Genomic DNA, 20,057 nt, shown 5'->3' with positions numbered 1-20,057 from the left:
TACGCAAACCTCAAGAGACAGAGTTGCAGGAGGCGCGCTTGGTTCCCGCAAGCAGTGTTGAAAGCGACTTGTGAGAGAATAAGCCCGCGTTTTAGCGCTGCCGCAAACTCAGCCCCTGAACAGCCTGACTTGAGTTTTGGGGTTTATCTGACTTGAGTTTTGGCAAATAGCTGAGCTGAATTTTTTTGAAATGACAGAAGGAAAATCTGCATGAACATCCGTATTGCCTGCCTTGCCTGTACCCTGCTTTTGCTACAAGCCCTGCCAGCCTGGGCTGTATGCAAGGACTATGGCAACTTCAATCCGCAAGGCGATATCGTAGGCGGTGTGCGCTTTGGCGATTACAAGCAGGACAAGATAACAGCCTATTTCTATGGCCAGGTATGCTGGACCGCCTCTGAAATTGCCGAGGAAGGCAATCAGCGCATTTTCTATAAACTAATCGCCAGCCATGATGCTGATGGCCGCATTGCCAGCTATGTCAGCACTGAAGACTCCGCCCCTGGCTTGTTCCCCTGCCCCCCTGGCACTGAGCAGCACGCGGCCGATGGCAAGGTGTTTGACGCGGTGGATGGTGCCAAACCTGGCTTGCAGGCTTTGGTGTGCCGCATCAAACCTTGAGTGTTAAACGTCAAAGGCAGGGCCAGAATGTCATGGCCCGGCATGGCCAGACATGGCATGAGCGCTATTGAATTCAGCCATCAGGTCAGCATATTGTAGATATCACCTTGGCTTTATTCCCCAGCAGATTGAGCCTTGCGCTGTCATGCTGTTGAGATATCTGCGCGGCAGCATGCACTTCTGCGGTGCAAACAGTGGGCATGATGCCCGCCATAAAGCTATAATAATCAACTTTTTTAATCATCCACTTTTAACCAAGCAGCCGTGCCAGGCTCGGTTACCCACTGAGCGGCGGCGAGAGAAGAATGAGTCCATACCAGAAAATTGCGACTGACGATGTTCGCATCAAGGAAATCAAGGAACTCAGATTACCGTCCGAGCTACTTGAAGAACTGCCCGCCAGTGCTGCCGCGACAGACAATATCGTGGCCACGCGCAGTGCCATTCATAAAATCCTGCATAGCGCAGATGACAGGTTGCTGGTCATCATAGGCCCCTGTTCCATCCACGATTACGATGCCGGGCTGGAGTACGCGCAGCGTTTGCTGCAACAGCGTGCCGCCTTTGCCAATGAGCTGGTGATCGTTATGCGCGTGTATTTCGAGAAGCCCCGCACCACCGTAGGCTGGAAAGGGCTGATCAATGACCCCTATCTTGATGGCAGCTTCCAGATTAATGACGGCCTGCAACTGGCACGCCGTTTTTTGCTGGCGGTGAATGAGCTGGGCCTGCCTGCGGGCACCGAGTTCCTCGATACCATCACGCCGCAATATACTGCTGACCTCGTGAGCTGGGGTGCCATAGGCGCACGCACAACAGAATCGCAAATTCACCGTGAACTGGCTTCAGGTTTATCGTGCCCGGTTGGCTTCAAAAACGGCACCGATGGCAATATCCGCATTGCCGTGGATGCCATCAAGGCTGCCGCCAGCCCGCACCACTTCCTTTCTGTGACCAAGGAAGGCCGCTCGGCGATTATCTCCACCAGCGGTAACGAGGATTGCCATGTCATCCTGCGCGGTGGCAAAACGCCTAATTACGATGCGCCCAATGTGGATGCCGCTGCACGTGAGCTGGCCAATGCTGGCCTGGCTGCCAAAATCATGATTGATTGCTCACACGCCAACAGCCTCAAGCAGTTCAAGCGCCAGCTTGAAGTTGTGGGCGATGTGGCCGAGCAGATTGCCAGTGGTGACGACCGCATAGTCGGTGTGATGATTGAATCGCACCTGGTTGAAGGCAAGCAAGACCTGACCCCAGGCTGCACACTGACCTATGGCCAATCCATCACCGATGGCTGCCTGGCTGGGAAGAATCGGTAGCGCTATTGACCGTGCTGGCCGAAAGCGTACGCCTGCGCCGCAAGCAGCAAGAGCAAAGCGAATAAAGCGTGTAGCCTCATGCAGCCGTGGCCTGCCAGGGCCACGCTGCGTGATGGCAAAATGGCTGCTAAAACTCAATCGCAAGCCAAATAACCTCAATCATTGAGCCTGCCACCAATGCGCAGCATGCCCTCATTAGCTCAACACTAAGCCATGCTTGAAGCCATGTCTGAACCTCACCTTGCAGATCACCCCCACTGGCGTGCCATGCAGGTGGCAGATTTGCCACAGGTTTATAGCATTGCCGCCCAGGTGCACCCGGCTTACCCTGAACAACCCCAGGTATTTGCAGAACGCTTGCGGCTTTACCCAAAAGGTTGCTGGGTTTGGCAACAGGCCGGGCAATTGGTGGGTTATTTAATCAGCCATCCCTGGCATAAAATGCAGCCACCCGCGCTGGATAGCCTGCTGCACGCCTTGCCGCGCATGGCCACAGTGACAAGCATAAAGGCAGGGACTGAAAATGCCAGCACCTACTACCTGCATGATATTGCCCTGCTACCGCAGGCACGCGGCCAGCAGGCCACGCCGCGTATATTGCCCACCCTGGCACAGCTGGCGCATGCCCATGGCCTGGATAACATCAGCCTGGTGGCAGTTAACCAAAGTCTGAGCTTTTGGCAGGCACAGGGCTTTAAGCCAGTACCCATGTGTGATCCAGAGAACACGTCTCAAGATCTAGCCGCCAAACTACAAAGTTATGGCCCAGAAACGCACTACCTGCAGTGCGCCCTGAGCCAGATTACAACAATTTAAATTAACGCTTTACGCCTGCGTGCACTCAAGCCCACCACCGCCAAACCCAATAACAGCAAGGCATAGCTTTCAGGCTCAGGCACGGCCACCGCAATGCGCTGATCAAAAGCCTGATCAAACTGCGCCTGGCTGATGCCTGCGGTTTTGAACACCACATGGAAAGGGTCAGAATCAAGATACTTCTGCACCCCATTCTCCAGCGTGGGTGACCACACCTGCAAGGTCAGCATGTAAACACCTGCCGCCGCCGCGTCAGACACTTTCCAGTCCAGATGTGAATGGAAACTGCCATTGCTGCCAGCGCCATCAATCAGCGCGGTGACTGGCCCGCTCACCCCATTGCCGCCAAACACCGTGCCATTGGCGTAATACTGGTATTGCGCGGCATACGTGGCATTGCCAGGGTTAAGCATGTAATTCAGCCAGGCATCTACCGGAATGCCGCCATAAAGGGTGATATTGGCATTGTTGCCCGCCACACCCCAGCTCTGGCTTTCCGGGCTCCAGTAATTCAACTGCCCCAGCGCACGGAAATGCACCTCCTCGCCATATTTAAAGGTTCCGGCAAAGGCCTGAAAGCTGGGTCATCAGTTGCCCGTGGCCCACCTTCAAGATCATCAAAATAACCCGGGAACAGCTTGTGACCACTGGCGCTATCAATCGGCAACTTGCCCGCCAGATCAAAATCACCGTAAAAATCCACCGTGATCTGACTGCCTGCACAGCGCCCTGGCTGGTACCCAGCATCACATCGTAATGCACGGCATGCGCCAGGCAGCTAAAGCCTGACAACAATGCCGCCAGCAATATCTTCTTCATTGCATTCTCCTTGGCTGGCGCCCCCCGCCAAAACTCCGGCCTGAGGACGCCATAGCTAGATCAAGCTAGGCATTGAGCGCGCTGTTAAGCACGACGGCGCAACTGCCAGCCCATCAAACCCAAGCCAGCCAGCAGCAAGGCATAGCTGCTAGGCTCAGGCACCGGGGCCACATCTGCCAAACCGTGCACAGCGGCGTGGAACTGACCTGAGCTCAAGCCATTGTTGAAAATCAGGTAGAAGGGGTCAGAGCTGGCGTACTTGTCATTGGCCACAATGCCGTCAAAGCTGCTGTTAAGCTCGCCGGAAATCAGTTGCAGCGTGATGTAATAAGCACCCTCGCTAGGCAGACCGTTGGTAGTGGATACGGTGAAAGTCAGGTGCTCGTGAATATTGCCGCTGCTGCCCGCCTGGCCCAGTGTGCCTATGCTGTCACCCGACACACCCGCTGCGTTCCAGCGTGTGCTCTCACCCAGATTGCCGCCCAGGGTGATGGTGGCATTGTGGCTGTTGCTCCAGCTGGCACCATCCCAGGCCCACAGGCTGCCTATGGCCTGGTAACCAATAATGTCGCCCTGGGCAAACACATCGCTATGGCTGTCAAAGCCCGGCGCATTGGTGGCATACGGCCCCTTGGCGAGGTCACGGAAATCCGCCTCAAAAATCGCATAGCCAGAACCCACCTGATCATGGCCTGCACCATGGGTGCCCAGCTTGCCGTTTTCAACTTCAATCTCGATATCACCTGAATGCAGATGATCTTCCGCGTAAGCGGATGCACTAAACAAAGCGGACACGCTGAACAAACTTGCCACCATTGCCAGTGGCATCATGAATTGACGCATTTGAAACTCCCTTATAAATAGAAAGATTAGGGGATTACCGGGGTCCAATACCCCGCCCTTCTTTTATGCTAATGCAATTCAGTTGCTACATGCAATAGTGTTGCATAGTGAAATATAGTTGCATTACCATAGGCGTCATCAGCCTATCAACACGCAACTTGTCACCAAATTTTCTCCACACCGCATTGAAAACCTTACCCAGTGAATCCGCCGCCTCATTCCTCTCGCCTTCCATTTCACCGCGCTCAATGCCAGCGCTTTTGTGCGCCTAGCGTTTACCCCCCCGGCAGATTCACCCTGGCCACCTGCCTGCTTGCACTGGGCGTTTTACCCTCTGGCTTAAGCTGGGCCAGCGAGCTGGAGGAAAAACACACAGGCGCTGGCACACCAGCCCTGCAACACCTAGCGCAAGGCATTACGCAGCCAGCGCAAGCCGCGGCGGCCACTGCCTCTGCAATACCTGCTGCCAGCCCAAACACGCCTGCAACACCTACACCTGAAATGCCTACACCTAAAACTTCTGCCGCAACCAAACCTGCCGCACAGGCAGAGCCCATGCAGCTAGAGGCCATAGAAGTCAACGCAACGCGTGAACCCACAGCGCAAGAAATAAGCCCGCAATCCAGCCTCAAGGGCACAGCGCTGCAACAGCGCGGCAGCAGCACGCTGGGGGCAACCTTGCAAGATGAGCTGGGCGTGGCCAATGCCAGCTTTGGCCCCAATGTGGGCCTGCCCGTGATACGCGGCCAGCAGGGGCCACGTACCCGCGTCATGATCAATGGCGTGGGCAGCCATGATGTTTCTGCCATGAGCCCTGACCATGGCACCACGGTAGAAGCCCTGCTGGCCAAGGAAATACGCGTATTGCGCGGCCCGGCCACCATACGCAATGGCGGCGGGGCCATAGGCGGCGCGGTGGAAGTTATTGATGGCCGCATTCCCGAGCGTATACCCACGCGCAGCAGCCTGAATACGCAAGTGCGCCACGGCAGCAACCACGATGAAGACACCGTGGTGAGTGAACTCAACACCAGCTTTCGCCAACTGGCGCTGCATGCCAACCTGCATGGCAGAAACAGCAATGACATTGAAGTGCCGGGTGCCGCCATAGACCAGGCCGCCATCACGCGCCTGTTTTACGCGCCCTCGCCCAGCAACACGCGGGGTTACACCGGCAACACCAGCGCGCGCAGCCATGGCGGCAGCGTAGGTGCCAGCCTGTTTGGCGAGCAAGGCTATATTGGCGTTTCACTCAGCCGCTATGCCAGCAACTACGGCATACCCCTAGGGCCTGCGCACAGCCACGGCGGCGCGGTGCTAGATACGCCCGAGGCAGTGCGCATAGACATGCAGCAAGAAAGGCTGGATCTCAAGGGCGAATGGTTTATAGAAAACACCTGGCTGGAATCTTTAAGCCTGCGCGTGGGCAAATCGCGCTACCAGCATGATGAACTCAGCAACGGCCAGCCCCAGACGCGCTTTAACAACGACGCCGTGGAATCAAGGCTGGAACTCAAGCACCACCTGGCTCACGCTTAAGCGGCAGTGTGGGCCTGCATGATATCCGCCGTGATTTCTCTGCACTGGGCAGCGAAGCCTTTGTGCCGCAATCGCACATCCGCACCCGCGGGGTTTATCTGGTAGAAACTTTGGACCTCAAACCCTGGCAACTGGAGTTTGGCTGGCGCAAGGAAAAAAGCGAGCTGGAGGCCGCCGCCCAGCGCATATGGTTTACCCCCACGCTTTCACGCACCATAGCCGCCAGCCGCAGCCAATATGCGCCCGAGAGCTTTTCACTGGCGCTAAAAAGAAGCTACCAAAGCGGCAGCCTCACCCTTAACCGCTGGGTAGCACGCCGCGCGCCAGATATTCAGGAAGTGGCAGCCTTTGGCCCGCACCTGGCCACGCGCACCTACGACATAGGCAACCGTAATCTGGAGACCGAAACCCTTAACGGCTGGGACCTGCAATGGCAGCAGACGCTAGGCCAGGCCAGCCTCAAGCTCAACCTTTACCAATATCAGGCCAGGGATTATATCTATCAGCAAAACGTAGGCACCGTATACACAGGCCCCTACTTCAGGCCGCAACTGCCCGGCACCTGCACCAACCCGGCAGACTGCCTGAGTCAGATGCAATATGCGCAGCAAGACGCCCGCTTTCATGGCTATGAATTTGAACTGGGCAGACCCTGGAAAATCACAGGCGTGAAGCAACTACACACCAGCGTATTTGCCGATATGGTGCAAGGCAAGCTGGACGATGGCTACCATGTACCAGACTGGCCCCAGGCCGCTACGGCGTGGCCGTGCAAGCCAGCGTGGCAGAGTGGCAAGGCGAGCTACGCCTCACCCACGGCCGCGCCCAACAACGCACGGGCAGCATTATTCAACCCACAGGCACAGAGCTAGAACCCGGCACCGCCAGCTATAACAAACTGGATATTTACCTGCGGCGGCCTTTTGCCAGGCACATGTAAAAGGCGAAGTGTTCGTGAACATGCGCAATATAGGCAATGCCGAAATCCGCAATAGCACCTCGTTTTTACGCTATTACACCCCGGAGATGGGGCGCAATATCGAAATAGGCATGCGGCTGGAGATATAGGCTGGGCTAGGCAAGGTGGTTTCTGGCTGCGCGATTTAACGTCTGATGCGGTCAGGCATTATCTGATTGGGCTGGCGTTTTGAAAAACACATAAACCGCCGCCAGACAAATCAGCAATTCCACGGCAAACGACCAATGCAAAATGAAATTCAGCCACCAGGCTGGTAAACCGCCTCTATGGTGAACAACTTGAGCGGCTGCTTAAGCCAGGGAGCCTGCCACCAGATATCGCCCACAACACTATCCAGCAACATATGCAGCATGCCACCCAGCGCAAACACCGCCAGCAAAAAGGCGGCCTTTTTAGTGGCCGCCCAACGCAGTAACACAGTGGCCATCAGCAGCAGCGCCAGCCAGGTGATAGGCCAATGCGTGAAATATTTGTGATGGTGCAGCCTGTGATCAAACAGATAAAAATAAACCATATCAATATCTGGAATCACCGCGCCCACCACCCCCACCAAGATAATGGCCTTGGCAAAAGCGGATGAGCAGGCTGGCCGGATAATGGCTTTGGCTAACAGATAACCTGATGGCGCATGGGGGATAAACATGATGGGTTTTTAAGCAGCTTCATGCGGCTAGAGATATCAACCACACCGGGATATGCAGGAATAGCCACATCTTGCTGCTCAACGATGAAGCCGCTGATGGCGCTGTAATCTCTTGCGGCGCTGTTGAATAAACACACAAGCCGCCGCCAGGCAAATCAGCAGCTCCACGGCAAACGACCAATGCAGCAGGAAATTCAGCCACCAGGCTGGTAAATGGCTTCTAGCGTAAACAGGCTGAATGATTGATCTACCCAGGGGGCCAGCCACCAGACATCCCCGACCACACTATCCAGCAACAGATGCAGCAGCGCGGCCATGCCAAAAATGCCGAGTATGGCAGCGGACTTTTTGGCAGAGGCCTGGCGGCATAACAGGGTGGCAAGTATCAGCAGCGCCAGCCAAGTGAGAGGCCAGTGCGTGGGGTAGCTATGGTGATGATGCTGCCTGTCATCAACGAAATAAAAATACAGCAAATCGATATCAGGAAATATCGTGCCTATTACCGCCACCACAATAATATCCCGCGCCGAAAGGCCGAATTGCTTGCATTGCGCGGTAATGGCTTTTGCCAGTAGATAAGCAGATGGAATATGGGCAATAAACATGGCCTGGCCTGTATAAAGCTTAAGTGAGCGTGATTAATTTGCAGCTAGCTTCAACGCCCACCACCCTGCTCAAGATCAAAATCTCGCATGCGGTTTTGAAGATAAACATATGCCGCAGCCAGGCAAATCAGCAGCTCTACGCCAAACGACCAATGCAGAAAAAAGCTCAGCCACCAGGGCTTGTACAGGGCCTCTACCGTAAACAAACGGTATGACTGATCTACCCAGGGGGCAAACCACCAGACATCGCCTACCAGGGTATCTAGCATGAGGTGCAGAAACCCGGCCACGGCAAAAATGCCCAGCAATTTTGCAAGGTTTTTGCTCGCGGCCCAGCGCGATAACAGCAGGGCCAGTACCAGCAGCACCAGCCAGCTAATGGGCCAATGCGTGAGGTAGGTGTGATGGTGGTGCTGCCTGTGATCTATGAGGTAGAAATACAGCATGTCGATATCGGGAAATATCGCGCCTATGATGCCCACCCACAAAATGGCCTTGGTTGATACGCCTATATTGGGGCATTTTTTGATAATGGCCTGGGCCAGTAGATAACCAGAGGGAGCATGGGCAATGAACATATGAGCGGCACCTGAAAGCGTGGGTTGAGATGGCAAGTCATGAACAAAACTGGCGCATATTTTGCCAGCAAGCACAGGGCAAAAACTGCCATTAAGCTCTTGTCACCAAAGAAAAACTCAGCACGCGCTACAGGCGCAATTCACACTTAGCAGCCCAAGAGATTTGCTCACTCAAGCAACACTGCCCGCACCTTAATGCCCAGCCACCTGCCCCTGCACCGCTGGCGGCTCATGCATCAGCAGCAAGGCCAGCCCGGCAGAAATGCCTGCGGCCGCAGCACCCAGCAAGAAGACCAGCTGATATCCCTGCAACAAGGCAAACGGCACCGTGGCCCCCTGCGCCAGCCACAACTGGCTCACATGCGCGGCCAAACTGGCCAGCACCGCCAGCCCCACCGCCCCGCCCATCATAAAGGCGGTGTTGACCACGCCAGAGGCCAGGCCAGAATCTTCCGGCGCTACATCATTCATGGCTGCCAGCAGCAGCGGGTTAAAGGCAATACCGCCACCCAGGCCCAGCAACATCATGGCCGGGAATATATCTAGCCAAAACTCACCATGCAGCGGCACGCGCGCAAACCAGGCCAGCCCCAGCGCCGCGCACACCAGCCCTAAAGTGAGCGAGGTGCGTATGCCCACGCGCATCACCAGCCGTGCAGAAAGCCCCAGTGAAAACAGCGCCATGACAATATTGGCAGGCAAAAACGCCAGCCCCACCTGCATGGCGTCGTAACCCAGCACAAACTGCATGTAGAGCGCAGACATAAAGAACCAGGCAAACAAAGCCGCCGCCCACAACACCCCCACCACATTGGCCACAGACACATTACGGTTGCGGAACAAGCTGAGCGGCACTAGCGGCACACTCACGCGCAATTGCAGCACTATAAAGGCCACAAACAACAGCGCCGCCAGCGCAAACAGCCCCAGCACCTGTGCCGAAAGCCAGCCCAGCTCATTGCCATTCACAATGGCGTAAACCGCCAACATCATAGAGGCGGTGATGGTGATGGCGCCGCCAATATCCAGCTTTTGCCGCAGCAGCTCAGTGCTGTGCGCGGGCAGCAGGCGCAGGCACAAGGCATACACCAGCACGCCCATGGGCAAATTCACCAAAAAAATCCAATGCCAGCTCATGCTGCTGGTGAGCACCCCGCCCAGCAACACCCCCAGGCTGCCACCGCCAGCACAGACAAAGCCATACACCCCCATGGCCTTGGCCGCTCAGCCTGCTCGGTAAACAAATTCATGATTAAAGACAATGCCACCGCAGACACCACCGCCCCGCCCAGGCCCTGCACCGCCCGCGCCGCAATCAACTGCCCCTGTGTGCTGGCAATGCCACAAGCCAGCGATGCCAGCGTAAACACCGCAATGCCCAGCAAAAACAAACGCCTGTGACCAAAAAAATCACCCAGCCTGCCACCCAGCAGCAAAAAGCCGCCAAAAGTGAGCATATAGGCATTCACCACCCACACCAGGCTGGTTTCGGTAAACGCCAAATCAGCCGTATGGAAGGCAGCGCCACATTCACAATGGTGGTATCCAGCACTATCATCAGCTCACCCAGGCACAGTAAAAAAAGCACCAGCCAACGGGTGCGGGCATGGTCATGCGGGTGGTGTGGGGTTAAAGCGGTCATGGCAAAAAGCATCCTGAGGTTGGGGGTAGCAGGGGCATGGCTAAGGGTTCTTTAAAAGCGTGCAGGCAAAAATGTGCAAGCCAGATGATAAAGCGCAAATCATGAAAAGCGCATGATGCTCTACGGTGATTAGTTTAAAGATACCGCGCAGAGATCAAACCCCAAGCGCCAAGATGGTAGCGCAAATGAGGGCCGCCAGGCATGAGCGAGAAAGCAGGCTTTAGGCATGCCCCTGTAAACAAAAGCAAAATTGTAAGACAGCACTGACAAGCCTTTCAGTACAGCGCGGATAAGCAACGGCAGAGATATCCCCCACACTGGGTGCCGTAAAAGATACGCGCTGGGGATGGCAAAAGCCCAACCAGCAAAAAGCGGCCCCGGCCGCCCTAAAAAACTTACATCAACAAATTAGGAGGGGCGTTATGTCAGTATCTACCATACTTTTAGTGATCTTGATTCTGCTGTTGATAGGCGCATTCCCCAGCTGGGGTTACAGCCGTAACTGGGGTTATGGCCCTAGCGGCGGTTTGGGCCTGATTGTGATTATTCTGTTGGTGCTGCTGCTAACAGGTCGAATCTAGTTATTGCTCATCTCCATACAAAAAAGCCGGCTTGCCGCTTTTTTGTTGTTCCCTCGCCAAATTCCATTTCAACTAAATAATTACATGTCATCGTTGAATATTTCTTGGTTTTTCCCTATTCTGATTTGAGCATTAAAACTGAGGTTGACACTGGTTTATAGCAGCGAATATTCTGGTGGTCTCTTAAATACCATAGCGGCCTGTCGTCCCCGTCAGTCGCAGCTTTAGTGCTTTGTTAGTTTATGGCGGGGTTGAGACTGGATATAAAATACCGCAAGGGAAGTCCAGACGCGGTTCCCATGGTTCCGAGAGTGCGCCCGCCACCCCGCATATCCTCGTGTGGTTTTCTCCAAACCATAGGAGGTCACCATGACGACACAGCAAACCAACCCGCTTAATGGCGAATTCTGGGTAGATGCCGAATACGGCCAACGCCCTACCTCACACAAAGCTACTCAAGCCCTCACTGCAACCTATGGTGCTATCGGCATCGCGCACCTCATAGAGCGCAGCATCTCGGAAATGCATTCAGCGAAATTCACTGAGCATGAATATGCAGGCCTCGAACCAGTGCTGCTTGAAAATTTACTCTGTGCACAGAAAGTGCTACTAGAAATAATTGAGGAACGGTTATTAGAAGCATGTCTGGTTAGATAACCGAAGGACAAGTTTCTTGATTGATACTATCCAAAAAAATATTTATAAAAATAACTTTGGTTTTTTATGGGAATCGACTCATCTATATCAATTAAATCTTTTTAGGTTTTTACTATACCCATATTTAATTCCTGATGAAAAAAATCCACCACATTCACTTAACTTGGAGCATCCATCACACTCGTCCGCATACTCATTCTTCCAATCACTTATCGATTTTCTGTAATAAGGCATTACGTCATTATTAACTAAACACAACTGATGATTATAAATTGATACATTGATACCGTAGGTTGCCAAAATTTGTGTCGCTTCACTTAAAACATCCTTGTACTCGAATGGATCTATCCACAAAGAGTCAAGGTTCGCGCGCGTGAAACCCATCATTTCGAGACCCATTAAAGCTACATGATCTACAAATAACAGGTTTCTACCAATGAACTCAGCCAGCTGAACAAGTCTTGGTAGGGATTGCTTATGAAGGACAACTCGAATTTCAACCTTTTGATTCAGCCTTTTTAGATTGAGAACGCCCATGAGCGTATCTTCAAATGCCCCTGGGGATTGCACAATGTAATCATGTATGGTTGGATCATCAGAATAGATTGGTATCCCAACCATCATATCGGGGTGATCAATTTCTGAATATTTTTTAGCAAATTCTATATCTTTAAAACTCCGACCATTTGATAGGATATGAATAGCTGTATTAGGCAAATGATTTTTGGTTAATTTTAATATATCAAGAAACCTCTCTTTATATAAAGTCGGCTCACCACCAGTAAAACCAATTTCCTTAGTGTCTTGATGAATCAAAGGTATCAAGTGTTTAATTTCCTCTAGCATCCATGAGTCATCAGTGTTTTTTGGTGGCTGAGAACACATAAGGCAATAGTGATTACATTGTTCAGTTACGAGGATGCTATTTTGGAGTGAGGCTTTTCTATACAACACACGAAGATTTTTATTGCTGACACTAATGACATCATCATGGGATAAATAATGATATTCCGGAGGCAGTAATGTGTAGCTTGTTTCTCTCGACAATGCGTTATAAAACTGATGGAATCCATCTTGGAAAAGATAGTGAGCGTACCCGTCCGGAATATTATTAGAACTTACTAAAAAGGCTCTCGAAGAAGCCAAAATTGTAGGAAGCAATGGATTAGTACTGATTTTATACAAGACCGAAGGTTTTTCTTCCAAACTCTTTATTTCAATAATCCGGCCACCTAATTTCAGCATCTGTTTGCCCACTTAAGAAAAATATTCTTTGTATCAGAATCAGACTCCATCAAATCAATCAGATGTTTGAATATCGCCATATTTCTTTTACAAAACTCGGAATCTGGCTTTCTACCTACTTTATCTTTGTGTATTGCATGATGGTATACAGGATCAGATCCGCAATATGTTTCAAAAGCACAGCTTGAACACATAGGAACACTTTGAGTATAAGTATCCTCCAATGCTTCCAATAATGTTTCAGAAAGCATTATTTCTTCATACGAATTTTTTAAAACATGTCCTAGTTGAAATGTGTTATCCCCCATCTCCGCAAGCATTCGACTTTCATCAGAAGCATATACTGCTCCATCATAGTTATAAACAATAGCAGCAATACCCACCCCTGCAGCTCATCATGTCAACATACATAGGATCATTTGAGGTCAACATTTTCGCGACTATAGTTGCTGTTGCTTGCTCGACGAAATTAACACCAGCTTTATTAATTTCAATAATGTAATCAAGACCTTCTTTGTAAAAATCCAACCACTTATCTGTGTTATACGCCAAGTATTTTTTTGTTTTAATTGCAAATCCGTATGGTGATAAATGGCGTAGAAATATTTCACCAAACCCAAGCCTTAGGTATTCATCAATGATATCTCGAACTTTCGGCAGACTTTTATCCGTCGTTGTCATCAATGCAGAGACTTGATCATGTCCAAGAATATTTCTGGCGGCATTAAGTCCACTTACAAACCTTTGATGACTATCTTTACCTGGCCTAGGGCGATTGGAATTATGTAAGCTTTCCGGCCCATCTAAAGAAGATGACAATGAGATGTTGTTGTCTTTACAGAATTCAAGATGCTCATCACTGAGCATTGACAATGTAGTTGCAATAACAAATCCCAAATGTCGTTTAGAAATGAGATTTCTTTTATTAGCTTCAACTACAATGTATTTTATTAAATCAAAATTAAGTAATGGTTCGCCACCTTGAAATTCAATTTTAATTGTCGGCGAAGGAGATCGAAAAACTATATCTAAAGACTTATCCGCCATTTCTCGAGTCATATCAAATGCACTCGTATCCTCACTTCTTCGAGAAACTTGGCAATATGGGCAGCTATGATCACACCTTAAAGTAACAACAAAGATATGAAGACTAGTAAAATCTGCTAAGCGTGAATGTTTTGTTCTAACCTTCAAACCTAACAACTGCAATGCAGATTGCTCCCCAGCATATCTTACAAAATGCTTGGCGCGTAAATCAGAAAATAATGGAGTTGTGACATCAATCGATTTATTGATCAAATTATTGATGTCTGATGAATTGACGACCAAATACTCACCAACTAGATTGGTAATAAAATACCTATCATCACTCAGGCGTTCAAAATTAAATGGAAGAAGCTTATATTCTTTTTTTTCTGAGTAAGACTCAATAGGTAAAAACTTACTCATTTGTATGCAAATCAGTGTTAGAAAATGCTATTCCTAAAATTAGATTCCTTACTGGCTCAGTTTCTTCTTTTATAATTTTACGAAGCTGTTGATCTAATATTTCTTTTTTGAATTCGCTTGTATAGTATTCAGCACCATCATTTGTGACGGCTTTATCGAACGTAATTATGCATTCTATAGATTGCCCTGAGTAAGACAAATCTATACAAAAGATATTTATATATCGATATGCTGCTTTTTGAATAGCCTCAACGTGGTAGATGCGCTCATCAAATGAGAGCACCTTTTTAGAGCTACTCATCAACGACTAGAATAATGAGATCTGTGGGACGAGTGCGAGCTATGGGAACTGTGGGATCTATGTGCGGCCATTAAAATACCCGCTTCATTACGTTCTAGAATGAATGTAAACAGATTTTCATGCCCAACTGTAACCTCATTACTTAATTGATGGTTACTGATATCAAGTATCTTATCGGAGTCTTGAGTTGGTGTGCTGATAGGTGTTGCTGAAACATTATCGGTAACAAATGCACTAGCTACTGCAGCGAATGGCAGCAGGTATTTTTTGCTTTTTATCATGTCAATCCCCCTAAAGTGATAAAAATATAATCGATACTGCCGATCAATGTCAATTTTAATTTTAGGGTTATTAACTAACTGTCAGTTGCCAAAGGAATTTGGCAAGGCAAGAATTAATCTAATGTGTCGTTAGGTTTAGAAATTTGTAAATAGAATTCCTTGTATACAACTTAGCGCACGCATGAGGAGTTCTTTGTTTACCAAAAACGAAAAAAGGGTTACGCATTTCTGCGTAACCCTTTGAATTTTGGTGGGCTGTACGGGATTCGAACCTGTGACAAACGGATTAAAAGTCCGCTGCTCTACCAACTGAGCTAACAGCCCGGAGACAAGAGGCTTGTCTCGGAAAGCGCGCAATTATGAAGAAAACCGCGCTGGGCGTCAATGGCGGATTGCGTTTTATTGGCTAGCGCTTGATTCATAAGCCTAGTCATTACTTCAACTCAGCTGCTAGCCGCACCACAACCCCTGGCTAAACCCCTTATTACCTTGGCATGCCAGGGAAGCGGCCTTGCATGGCGCGCATGATTTTGCCCATGCCGCCCTTAGAGAACATTTTCATCATTTTCTGCACTTCTTCAAACTGATTGAGCAGGCGGTTAACTTCTTGCACCTGCACGCCTGCGCCTGCGGCAATGCGGCGCTTGCGTGTGGCTTTAATCAGTTCTGGCTTGCGGCGCTCTAGCGGGGTCATGGAGTTGATAATGCCTTCAATGCGGCGCAGGGCTTTATCACCCTGCTCGCTATTCACCTGCCCCGCCATGCCTGCAATCTGCGCGGGCATTTTGTCCATGAGCGCACCCATGCCGCCCATTTTGCGCATTTGCAGCATTTGCGCCTTGAAATCATCCAGGTCAAAGCCTTTGCCAGATTTAACCTTGTCGGCCAGTTTTTTGGCTTCGTCCAGATCTACATTCTTTTGCGCCTGTTCAATCAGCGAGAGTACATCGCCCATGCCCAGCACGCGTGAGGCCATGCGCTCGGGGTGGAACAGTTCAATACCATCCACCTTTTCGCTCACACCAATAAACTTGATGGGCTTGCCAGTGACATGGCGCACAGAGAGTGCGGCACCGCCACGGGCATCACCATCCAGCTTGGTCAGCACCACGCCTGTGAGGGGTAAGGTCTCGCCAAAGGCACGGGCGGTATTGACCGCGTCCTGGCCTTGCATGGCGTCCACCACAAACAGGGTTTCAATGGGGTTGAGCAAGGTGTGCAGTTGCTTGATTTCGGCCATCATGGCTTCATCAATGCCCAGGCGGCCTGCGGTATCAAATATCAGTACATCGTAGTAATGGCGTTTGGCAAAATCCAGCGCCTGGGCGGCAATGTCTGCTGGCTTTTGTGTGGCGTTGGAATCAAAACAGTCTACTTCCAGGCTTTTGGCCAGGGTTTTCAGCTGTTCTATCGCCGCGGGGCGGTAAACGTCGGCGCTGGCCAGCAGCACTTTCTTTTTATCGGCCTTGAGCACCCTTGCCAGTTTGGCAGAGGTGGTGGTTTTACCAGAGCCCTGCAAACCAGCCATCAACACAATGGCGGGTGGGTTGGTGGCCAAATTCAAGCCGCTGTTTTGCTCACCCATCAGGCGGGTGAGTTCTTCATGCACCACTTGTATGACGGCCTGGCCTGGGGTCAGGCTTTGCAGCACCTCACGGCCCTGGGCACGTTCTTTCACCTGGTTGATGAATTCCTTGACCACGGGCAAGGCCACATCGGCCTCCAGCAAGGCCATGCGTACTTCACGCATGGCGTCACTGATGTTTTCTTCGGTGAGGCGGGCATGACCGCGCAGGGTTTTAACGACTTGCTGTAATCGGCTACTGAGATTTTCGAACATGATGGTTGGGCCAGTGATACCGCCGCTGATATAAGGGATGACTCCAGCGGCTGCATGTTATAGTGTTGTGAATATCTGAATTCTAACCCAATCCTCACCAAGTCATCCCGTATGATTGCGTTTCTGCCCTTCATCATTGCCCTGATTTACCTGCTTGTGGCCCTTAATTACTGGCGCAGCGCCAGAACTGCAGGCGGCAAAACCCTGAATGCCCCAGCCTCACCACCCTGGCACACCCATGTGCAGCGCTGGCAAAGCCATTTGATTGCGCTGGGCCTGGCATTGCATGCGGTGCTGCTGTACTGCGCGCTATTTGCGCAGGGGCTTAATCTCAGCTTTGCCAACGCGCTTTCTACCATTCTCTGGCTCACGGTGCTGATTTACTGGCTTACCAATCTCAAGCATCACCTGCACAGCCTGCAGGCCTTTGTGCTGCCGCCTGCTGCGTTTTTTGTGCTGCTACAGGGCTGGCAGCCTGAGGCGCATGTGATTCCTTATGCTGACCAGCCTTTGTTTGTGGCGCATATGGTGATTGCCATGCTGGCTTACAGCTTGCTCACTTTTGCCGCGCTGCATGCGCTGCTGATGATGGCGGCAGAGCGCAAGTTGCACCAGAAATCCAGCTGGCTCAAGCTGCCAGACTTTCCGCCGCTGATGACGATGGAAACGCTGCTGTTCCGCATTATCACCATTGGTTTTGCGCTGCTGACGCTGACGCTGCTGAGCGGCATGATGTTCTCTGAGCTGTTGTTCCACCACCCTTTGCGCCTGACGCACAAGAATGTGTTCACTATTCTTTCTTGGCTGATTTTTGCCGGGCTGCTGTGGGGGCGTTACCGCTACGGCTGGCGCGGCCGCACCGCCATACGCTGGACCTTGACTGGGTTTGTGGTGCTGTTGCTGGCCTATGCTGGCAGCAAGTTTGTGCTGGAAGTGCTGCTACACCGCGCCTGATTGAGCCTCAGGGCTTTCTGGTTTTACTGCTTTATTTCTGCTTTTTCTTGTATTTTCACATCACTAGCCGCCTGCCTTGGCAGGCGGCTGCCAACTCGCTCCGCTTACCAAGACAATGCTAGTGCTAATTAGCGCAGGCTAATCACTGGCCAGCCCGCCTCTTGCGCATAGGCCAGCAGGGTGGGGTCTGGGTCTACCGCAACGGGTTTATCTACCAGTTTCATTAGTGGCAGGTCGTTGTGTGAATCGCTGTAGAACCAGGTGGTTTCAAAGCTTTTCAGCGTTTGGCCACGGGCTGCCAGCCATTCATTCAGACGCGTGATTTTGCCTGCCTGAAAACTGGGGGTGCCTACTACTTTGCCAGTAAATTCACCGTTAATTTCCTCAGGCGTGGTGCCTATGAGGTTATCTATGCCGAACTCCTGGGCTATTGGCCCGGTCACAAAGCTATTGGTGGCGGTGATGATCATGAGCAAATCACCGTTTTGGCGGTGTTTTTCTACCAGGGCGCGGGCCTGTGGCGTGATCATGGGGCGGATTTTTTCTGCCATGTAGTTGGCGTGCAGGGCATCCAGCTCGCTACGCTTGTGCTCGCTGAGTGGCTTAAGCTGGAAATCAAGAAAGGCATGGATATCCAGACGGCCAGCCTTGTAATCTTCATAAAACCCGAGGTTGATGGCGGTGTGCTCTTCTTTATCCAGCAGGCCATGCTGTATCAGGTATTGGCCCCACTGAAAATCGCTATCTCCGGCCAGCAAGGTGTTATCTAGATCGAATAATGCGAGCTGCAAAATGTTTCTCCATCCACGGCAAAAATTGCTAGAGTTTAGCTTATGAACGCACTGCGCGCGAACCTAAAAGTCATGGCCTGCAAGGGCTTGGCCCAGCCATGTATGGCACCGTCCGTTATAGAGTGCCCATGCTTGGCACCGTCCGTAATAGGGTGATCATGTCATGAATCTGCCTGACCATCTGATTCCACTAGGCTGGCAATGGGCCAATAATGCCCTGGCACTGGCGTTGCTGGCTTATGCCGTGCTCAAGGCACCCTGGCGGCATTTGGCTGCGCCTAATCTGCAGCATGTGTTTCTGGGCAGCATAGTGGCGTTGATGGTGATTTGGAGTGTTAAGGCGGGCATACGGCCCGGCCTCAACATTCACCTGTTGGGCGCTACGGTGTTGTGCCTGATGTTCCGCTGGCAGTTGGCCCTGGTGGCCTTGGCCTTAGTAATCGTGGCCGTAACGGCGTTTGGCATGGCGGGCTGGCTGGCGCTGGGCACCAATTTCTTGCTGATGGCAGCCATTCCGGTGTTGTTCAGTTATAACTTGTTCCGCTTGGTAGATAGCAAGCTGCCCAATCATTTGATTATTTATATCTTTGGCTGCGGTTTTTTATGCGCTGGCCTCACCATCAGCCTGTGCGGCCTCACAGCGGTGCTGGCCTTGAGCGGCATGCAGGCTTACCCGGGTGATTATTTGTTCAGCAATTATTTACCTTACTTCATTCTGATTGCCTGGTCTGAGGCGTTGCTCACAGGCATGGCGGTCACGCTGATGACGGCTTTTCGCCCGCAGTGGCTGCTGACGTTTAGTGATCAACGTTACCTCAAAACCAAGCACTAAAATTCAACACGCTCTTTCATTCGCTTGAACATAAAAAAAGCGCCTGACGGCGCTTTTTTATTGACCTCATGCCTGTAAATCAGCTGAAACAGGCAGGGTTAGCATGGTGAACTAGAGATGAGGGATTAAAGATGAGGATTAAAGATGAAAATCGCCAGCCGCTTCAGGCTGGTAATGAATTTCCAGTATCTTGAGCTGACGCACGCCGCCGGGCATGGCCCAGTCTATGGTATCGCCCACGCGGTAACCCAAAATGGCGGTGCCCAGCGGTGCCACCACAGAAATGCGGTTGGCCGAGGCATCGGCATCACTGGGGAAAACCAGGGTGCATTCCAGCGTTTGGCCGCTGGCTTGATCGCTCAGCAACACGCGGGAGTTCATGGTGACCACATCGGCGGCCACTGCTTGCGGCTCTACTTCTTCGCAACGCGCCAGCTCGTCTTCCAGCCGCGTCAGGTTGCCTTGCTCGGCAAAGCCATTGCGGCGCAGTTGCTCAATCATGGCAAACAACCTGTTCATATCAAAACTGGTAACCTGGATAGCCCCCTGCAACATAGCAATCACTCCTTATTGTGATAACCACTGGATGTGGTGATGAAATCAGCCCGTGCGGCGAATGCCTGCACTAAGCAACAAATTACTTGGCAAAAAAATTACTCGGCAACAAATTACTCTGCAAAAAAATAAAGCCCCTCTCCGCCTGAGCGGAGAAGGGATTA

General features: G+C 51.4%; 22 protein-coding genes, 1 tRNA gene and 2 pseudogenes. 9 read left to right on the top strand and 16 right to left on the bottom strand.

The window, feature by feature from the left end; translation table 11 throughout:
- Positions 1–210 precede the first annotated feature (210 nt).
- The 3 genes and pseudogenes from JCM2850_RS09290 (at position 211) to JCM2850_RS09275 (ending at position 2,759) form a co-directional block, all read left to right on the top strand.
- Positions 211–621: a hypothetical protein gene (locus JCM2850_RS09290; RefSeq protein ID WP_025871385.1), complete on the top strand. Its 411-nt coding sequence runs from the start codon at positions 211–213 to the stop codon at positions 619–621.
- Positions 622–926: 305 nt separating this feature from the next.
- Positions 927–2,008 (top strand): annotated as a pseudogene (gene aroG / locus JCM2850_RS18300) (3-deoxy-7-phosphoheptulonate synthase AroG).
- Between the two features lie 160 nt (positions 2,009–2,168).
- A complete protein-coding gene (locus JCM2850_RS09275; RefSeq protein ID WP_025871383.1) occupies positions 2,169–2,759 on the top strand; it encodes a GNAT family N-acetyltransferase in 591 nt (196 codons plus the stop codon).
- Here the strand turns inward: JCM2850_RS09275 and JCM2850_RS09270 are convergent.
- From JCM2850_RS09270 to JCM2850_RS09260, 3 genes are all read right to left on the bottom strand, one after another.
- On the bottom strand, positions 2,756–3,298 hold the full coding sequence (locus tag JCM2850_RS09270) for a PEP-CTERM sorting domain-containing protein (RefSeq protein WP_025871381.1): 543 nt from the start codon (positions 3,296–3,298) through the stop codon (positions 2,756–2,758). The two genes, JCM2850_RS09275 and JCM2850_RS09270, sit on opposite strands and share 4 nt — an antisense overlap.
- Positions 3,271–3,462, bottom strand: coding sequence for a hypothetical protein (locus tag JCM2850_RS21420; RefSeq protein WP_148301231.1), 192 nt, complete (start codon positions 3,460–3,462; stop codon positions 3,271–3,273). Before JCM2850_RS21420 ends, JCM2850_RS09270 begins: the two co-directional genes overlap by 28 nt.
- Positions 3,463–3,662: 200 nt before the next feature.
- Positions 3,663–4,421 carry a PEP-CTERM sorting domain-containing protein gene (locus tag JCM2850_RS09260; protein WP_051525343.1) on the bottom strand — a complete coding sequence of 253 codons (759 nt, stop codon included), beginning with the start codon at positions 4,419–4,421 and terminating at the stop codon, positions 3,663–3,665.
- A gap of 201 nt (positions 4,422–4,622) precedes the next feature.
- On the opposite strand from JCM2850_RS09260, the gene JCM2850_RS09255 reads away from it, so the two are divergent.
- Positions 4,623–5,960: a TonB-dependent receptor plug domain-containing protein gene (locus JCM2850_RS09255; protein WP_025871375.1), complete on the top strand. Its 1,338-nt coding sequence runs from the start codon at positions 4,623–4,625 to the stop codon at positions 5,958–5,960.
- Between the two features lie 8 nt (positions 5,961–5,968).
- Entirely contained in the window at positions 5,969–6,832 is an 864-nt protein-coding gene (locus JCM2850_RS09250) for a TonB-dependent receptor (protein WP_025871374.1), read from the top strand.
- Between the two features lie 345 nt (positions 6,833–7,177).
- Here JCM2850_RS09250 and JCM2850_RS18295 read toward each other — a convergent pair whose 3' ends face one another.
- The 4 genes and pseudogenes from JCM2850_RS18295 to JCM2850_RS18285 form a co-directional block, all read right to left on the bottom strand.
- A complete protein-coding gene (locus tag JCM2850_RS18295) occupies positions 7,178–7,582 on the bottom strand; it encodes a metal-dependent hydrolase (RefSeq protein ID WP_234406183.1) in 405 nt (134 codons plus the stop codon).
- A 194-nt stretch (positions 7,583–7,776) separates the two neighbouring features.
- A complete protein-coding gene (locus JCM2850_RS18290) occupies positions 7,777–8,187 on the bottom strand; it encodes a metal-dependent hydrolase (protein WP_051525342.1) in 411 nt (136 codons plus the stop codon).
- A gap of 50 nt (positions 8,188–8,237) precedes the next feature.
- Positions 8,238–8,765: a metal-dependent hydrolase gene (locus tag JCM2850_RS09230; protein ID WP_025871372.1), complete on the bottom strand. Its 528-nt coding sequence runs from the start codon at positions 8,763–8,765 to the stop codon at positions 8,238–8,240.
- A 192-nt stretch (positions 8,766–8,957) separates the two neighbouring features.
- A pseudogene (locus JCM2850_RS18285) lies at positions 8,958–10,222 on the bottom strand (MFS transporter).
- 607 nt (positions 10,223–10,829) lie between these two features.
- Here JCM2850_RS18285 and JCM2850_RS21020 point away from each other — a divergent pair.
- Both JCM2850_RS21020 and JCM2850_RS09215 read left to right on the top strand, forming a co-directional pair.
- Positions 10,830–10,988 (top strand): DUF3309 family protein, encoded by a 159-nt coding sequence (locus JCM2850_RS21020; protein ID WP_081775016.1) that lies wholly within the window; start codon positions 10,830–10,832, stop codon positions 10,986–10,988.
- A 369-nt stretch (positions 10,989–11,357) separates the two neighbouring features.
- A complete protein-coding gene (locus tag JCM2850_RS09215) occupies positions 11,358–11,645 on the top strand; it encodes a hypothetical protein (protein ID WP_025871370.1) in 288 nt (95 codons plus the stop codon).
- 87 nt (positions 11,646–11,732) lie between these two features.
- On the opposite strand, the gene hxsC is transcribed toward JCM2850_RS09215, so the two are convergent.
- The 7 genes from hxsC to ffh form a co-directional block, all read right to left on the bottom strand.
- Entirely contained in the window at positions 11,733–12,890 is a 1,158-nt protein-coding gene (gene hxsC / locus JCM2850_RS09210; RefSeq protein ID WP_025871368.1) for a His-Xaa-Ser system radical SAM maturase HxsC, read from the bottom strand.
- Positions 12,884–13,273 carry a hypothetical protein gene (locus JCM2850_RS21900; protein ID WP_199898298.1) on the bottom strand — a complete coding sequence of 130 codons (390 nt, stop codon included), beginning with the start codon at positions 13,271–13,273 and terminating at the stop codon, positions 12,884–12,886. The genes hxsC and JCM2850_RS21900 overlap by 7 nt, the downstream gene beginning before the upstream one ends.
- Positions 13,248–14,339: a His-Xaa-Ser system radical SAM maturase HxsB gene (gene hxsB / locus JCM2850_RS18280; protein WP_199898297.1), complete on the bottom strand. Its 1,092-nt coding sequence runs from the start codon at positions 14,337–14,339 to the stop codon at positions 13,248–13,250. Before hxsB ends, JCM2850_RS21900 begins: the two co-directional genes overlap by 26 nt.
- Positions 14,332–14,640, bottom strand: coding sequence for a His-Xaa-Ser system protein HxsD (gene hxsD, locus JCM2850_RS09200; protein ID WP_025871366.1), 309 nt, complete (start codon positions 14,638–14,640; stop codon positions 14,332–14,334). Before hxsD ends, hxsB begins: the two co-directional genes overlap by 8 nt.
- Positions 14,640–14,921: a His-Xaa-Ser repeat protein HxsA2 gene (gene hxsA2, locus JCM2850_RS23960; protein WP_148301230.1), complete on the bottom strand. Its 282-nt coding sequence runs from the start codon at positions 14,919–14,921 to the stop codon at positions 14,640–14,642. Before hxsA2 ends, hxsD begins: the two co-directional genes overlap by 1 nt.
- Before the next feature lie 248 nt (positions 14,922–15,169).
- Positions 15,170–15,245: transfer RNA gene (locus JCM2850_RS09195), tRNA-Lys, on the bottom strand.
- Positions 15,246–15,405: 160 nt separating this feature from the next.
- Positions 15,406–16,761: a signal recognition particle protein gene (gene ffh / locus JCM2850_RS09190; RefSeq protein ID WP_025871364.1), complete on the bottom strand. Its 1,356-nt coding sequence runs from the start codon at positions 16,759–16,761 to the stop codon at positions 15,406–15,408.
- A gap of 111 nt (positions 16,762–16,872) precedes the next feature.
- On the opposite strand from ffh, the gene JCM2850_RS09185 reads away from it, so the two are divergent.
- A complete protein-coding gene (locus JCM2850_RS09185; RefSeq protein WP_025871362.1) occupies positions 16,873–17,715 on the top strand; it encodes a cytochrome C assembly family protein in 843 nt (280 codons plus the stop codon).
- 128 nt (positions 17,716–17,843) lie between these two features.
- On the opposite strand, the gene JCM2850_RS09180 is transcribed toward JCM2850_RS09185, so the two are convergent.
- Positions 17,844–18,506: a histidinol-phosphatase gene (locus JCM2850_RS09180; RefSeq protein WP_025871360.1), complete on the bottom strand. Its 663-nt coding sequence runs from the start codon at positions 18,504–18,506 to the stop codon at positions 17,844–17,846.
- 163 nt (positions 18,507–18,669) lie between these two features.
- Here JCM2850_RS09180 and JCM2850_RS09175 point away from each other — a divergent pair, with 163 nt between their 5' ends.
- Positions 18,670–19,338, top strand: a complete 669-nt coding sequence (locus JCM2850_RS09175) for an energy-coupling factor ABC transporter permease (protein ID WP_025871359.1) — start codon at positions 18,670–18,672, stop codon at positions 19,336–19,338.
- Between the two features lie 138 nt (positions 19,339–19,476).
- Here JCM2850_RS09175 and rnk read toward each other — a convergent pair whose 3' ends face one another.
- Positions 19,477–19,893, bottom strand: a complete 417-nt coding sequence (gene rnk, locus JCM2850_RS09170; protein ID WP_025871357.1) for a nucleoside diphosphate kinase regulator — start codon at positions 19,891–19,893, stop codon at positions 19,477–19,479.
- Positions 19,894–20,057 lie beyond the last annotated feature (164 nt).

The organism is Methylobacillus glycogenes JCM 2850 (assembly GCF_000617925.1).
GTDB classification, from domain to species: domain Bacteria; phylum Pseudomonadota; class Gammaproteobacteria; order Burkholderiales; family Methylophilaceae; genus Methylobacillus; species Methylobacillus glycogenes.
This window is presented reverse-complemented; position numbering and strand designations above follow the sequence as displayed.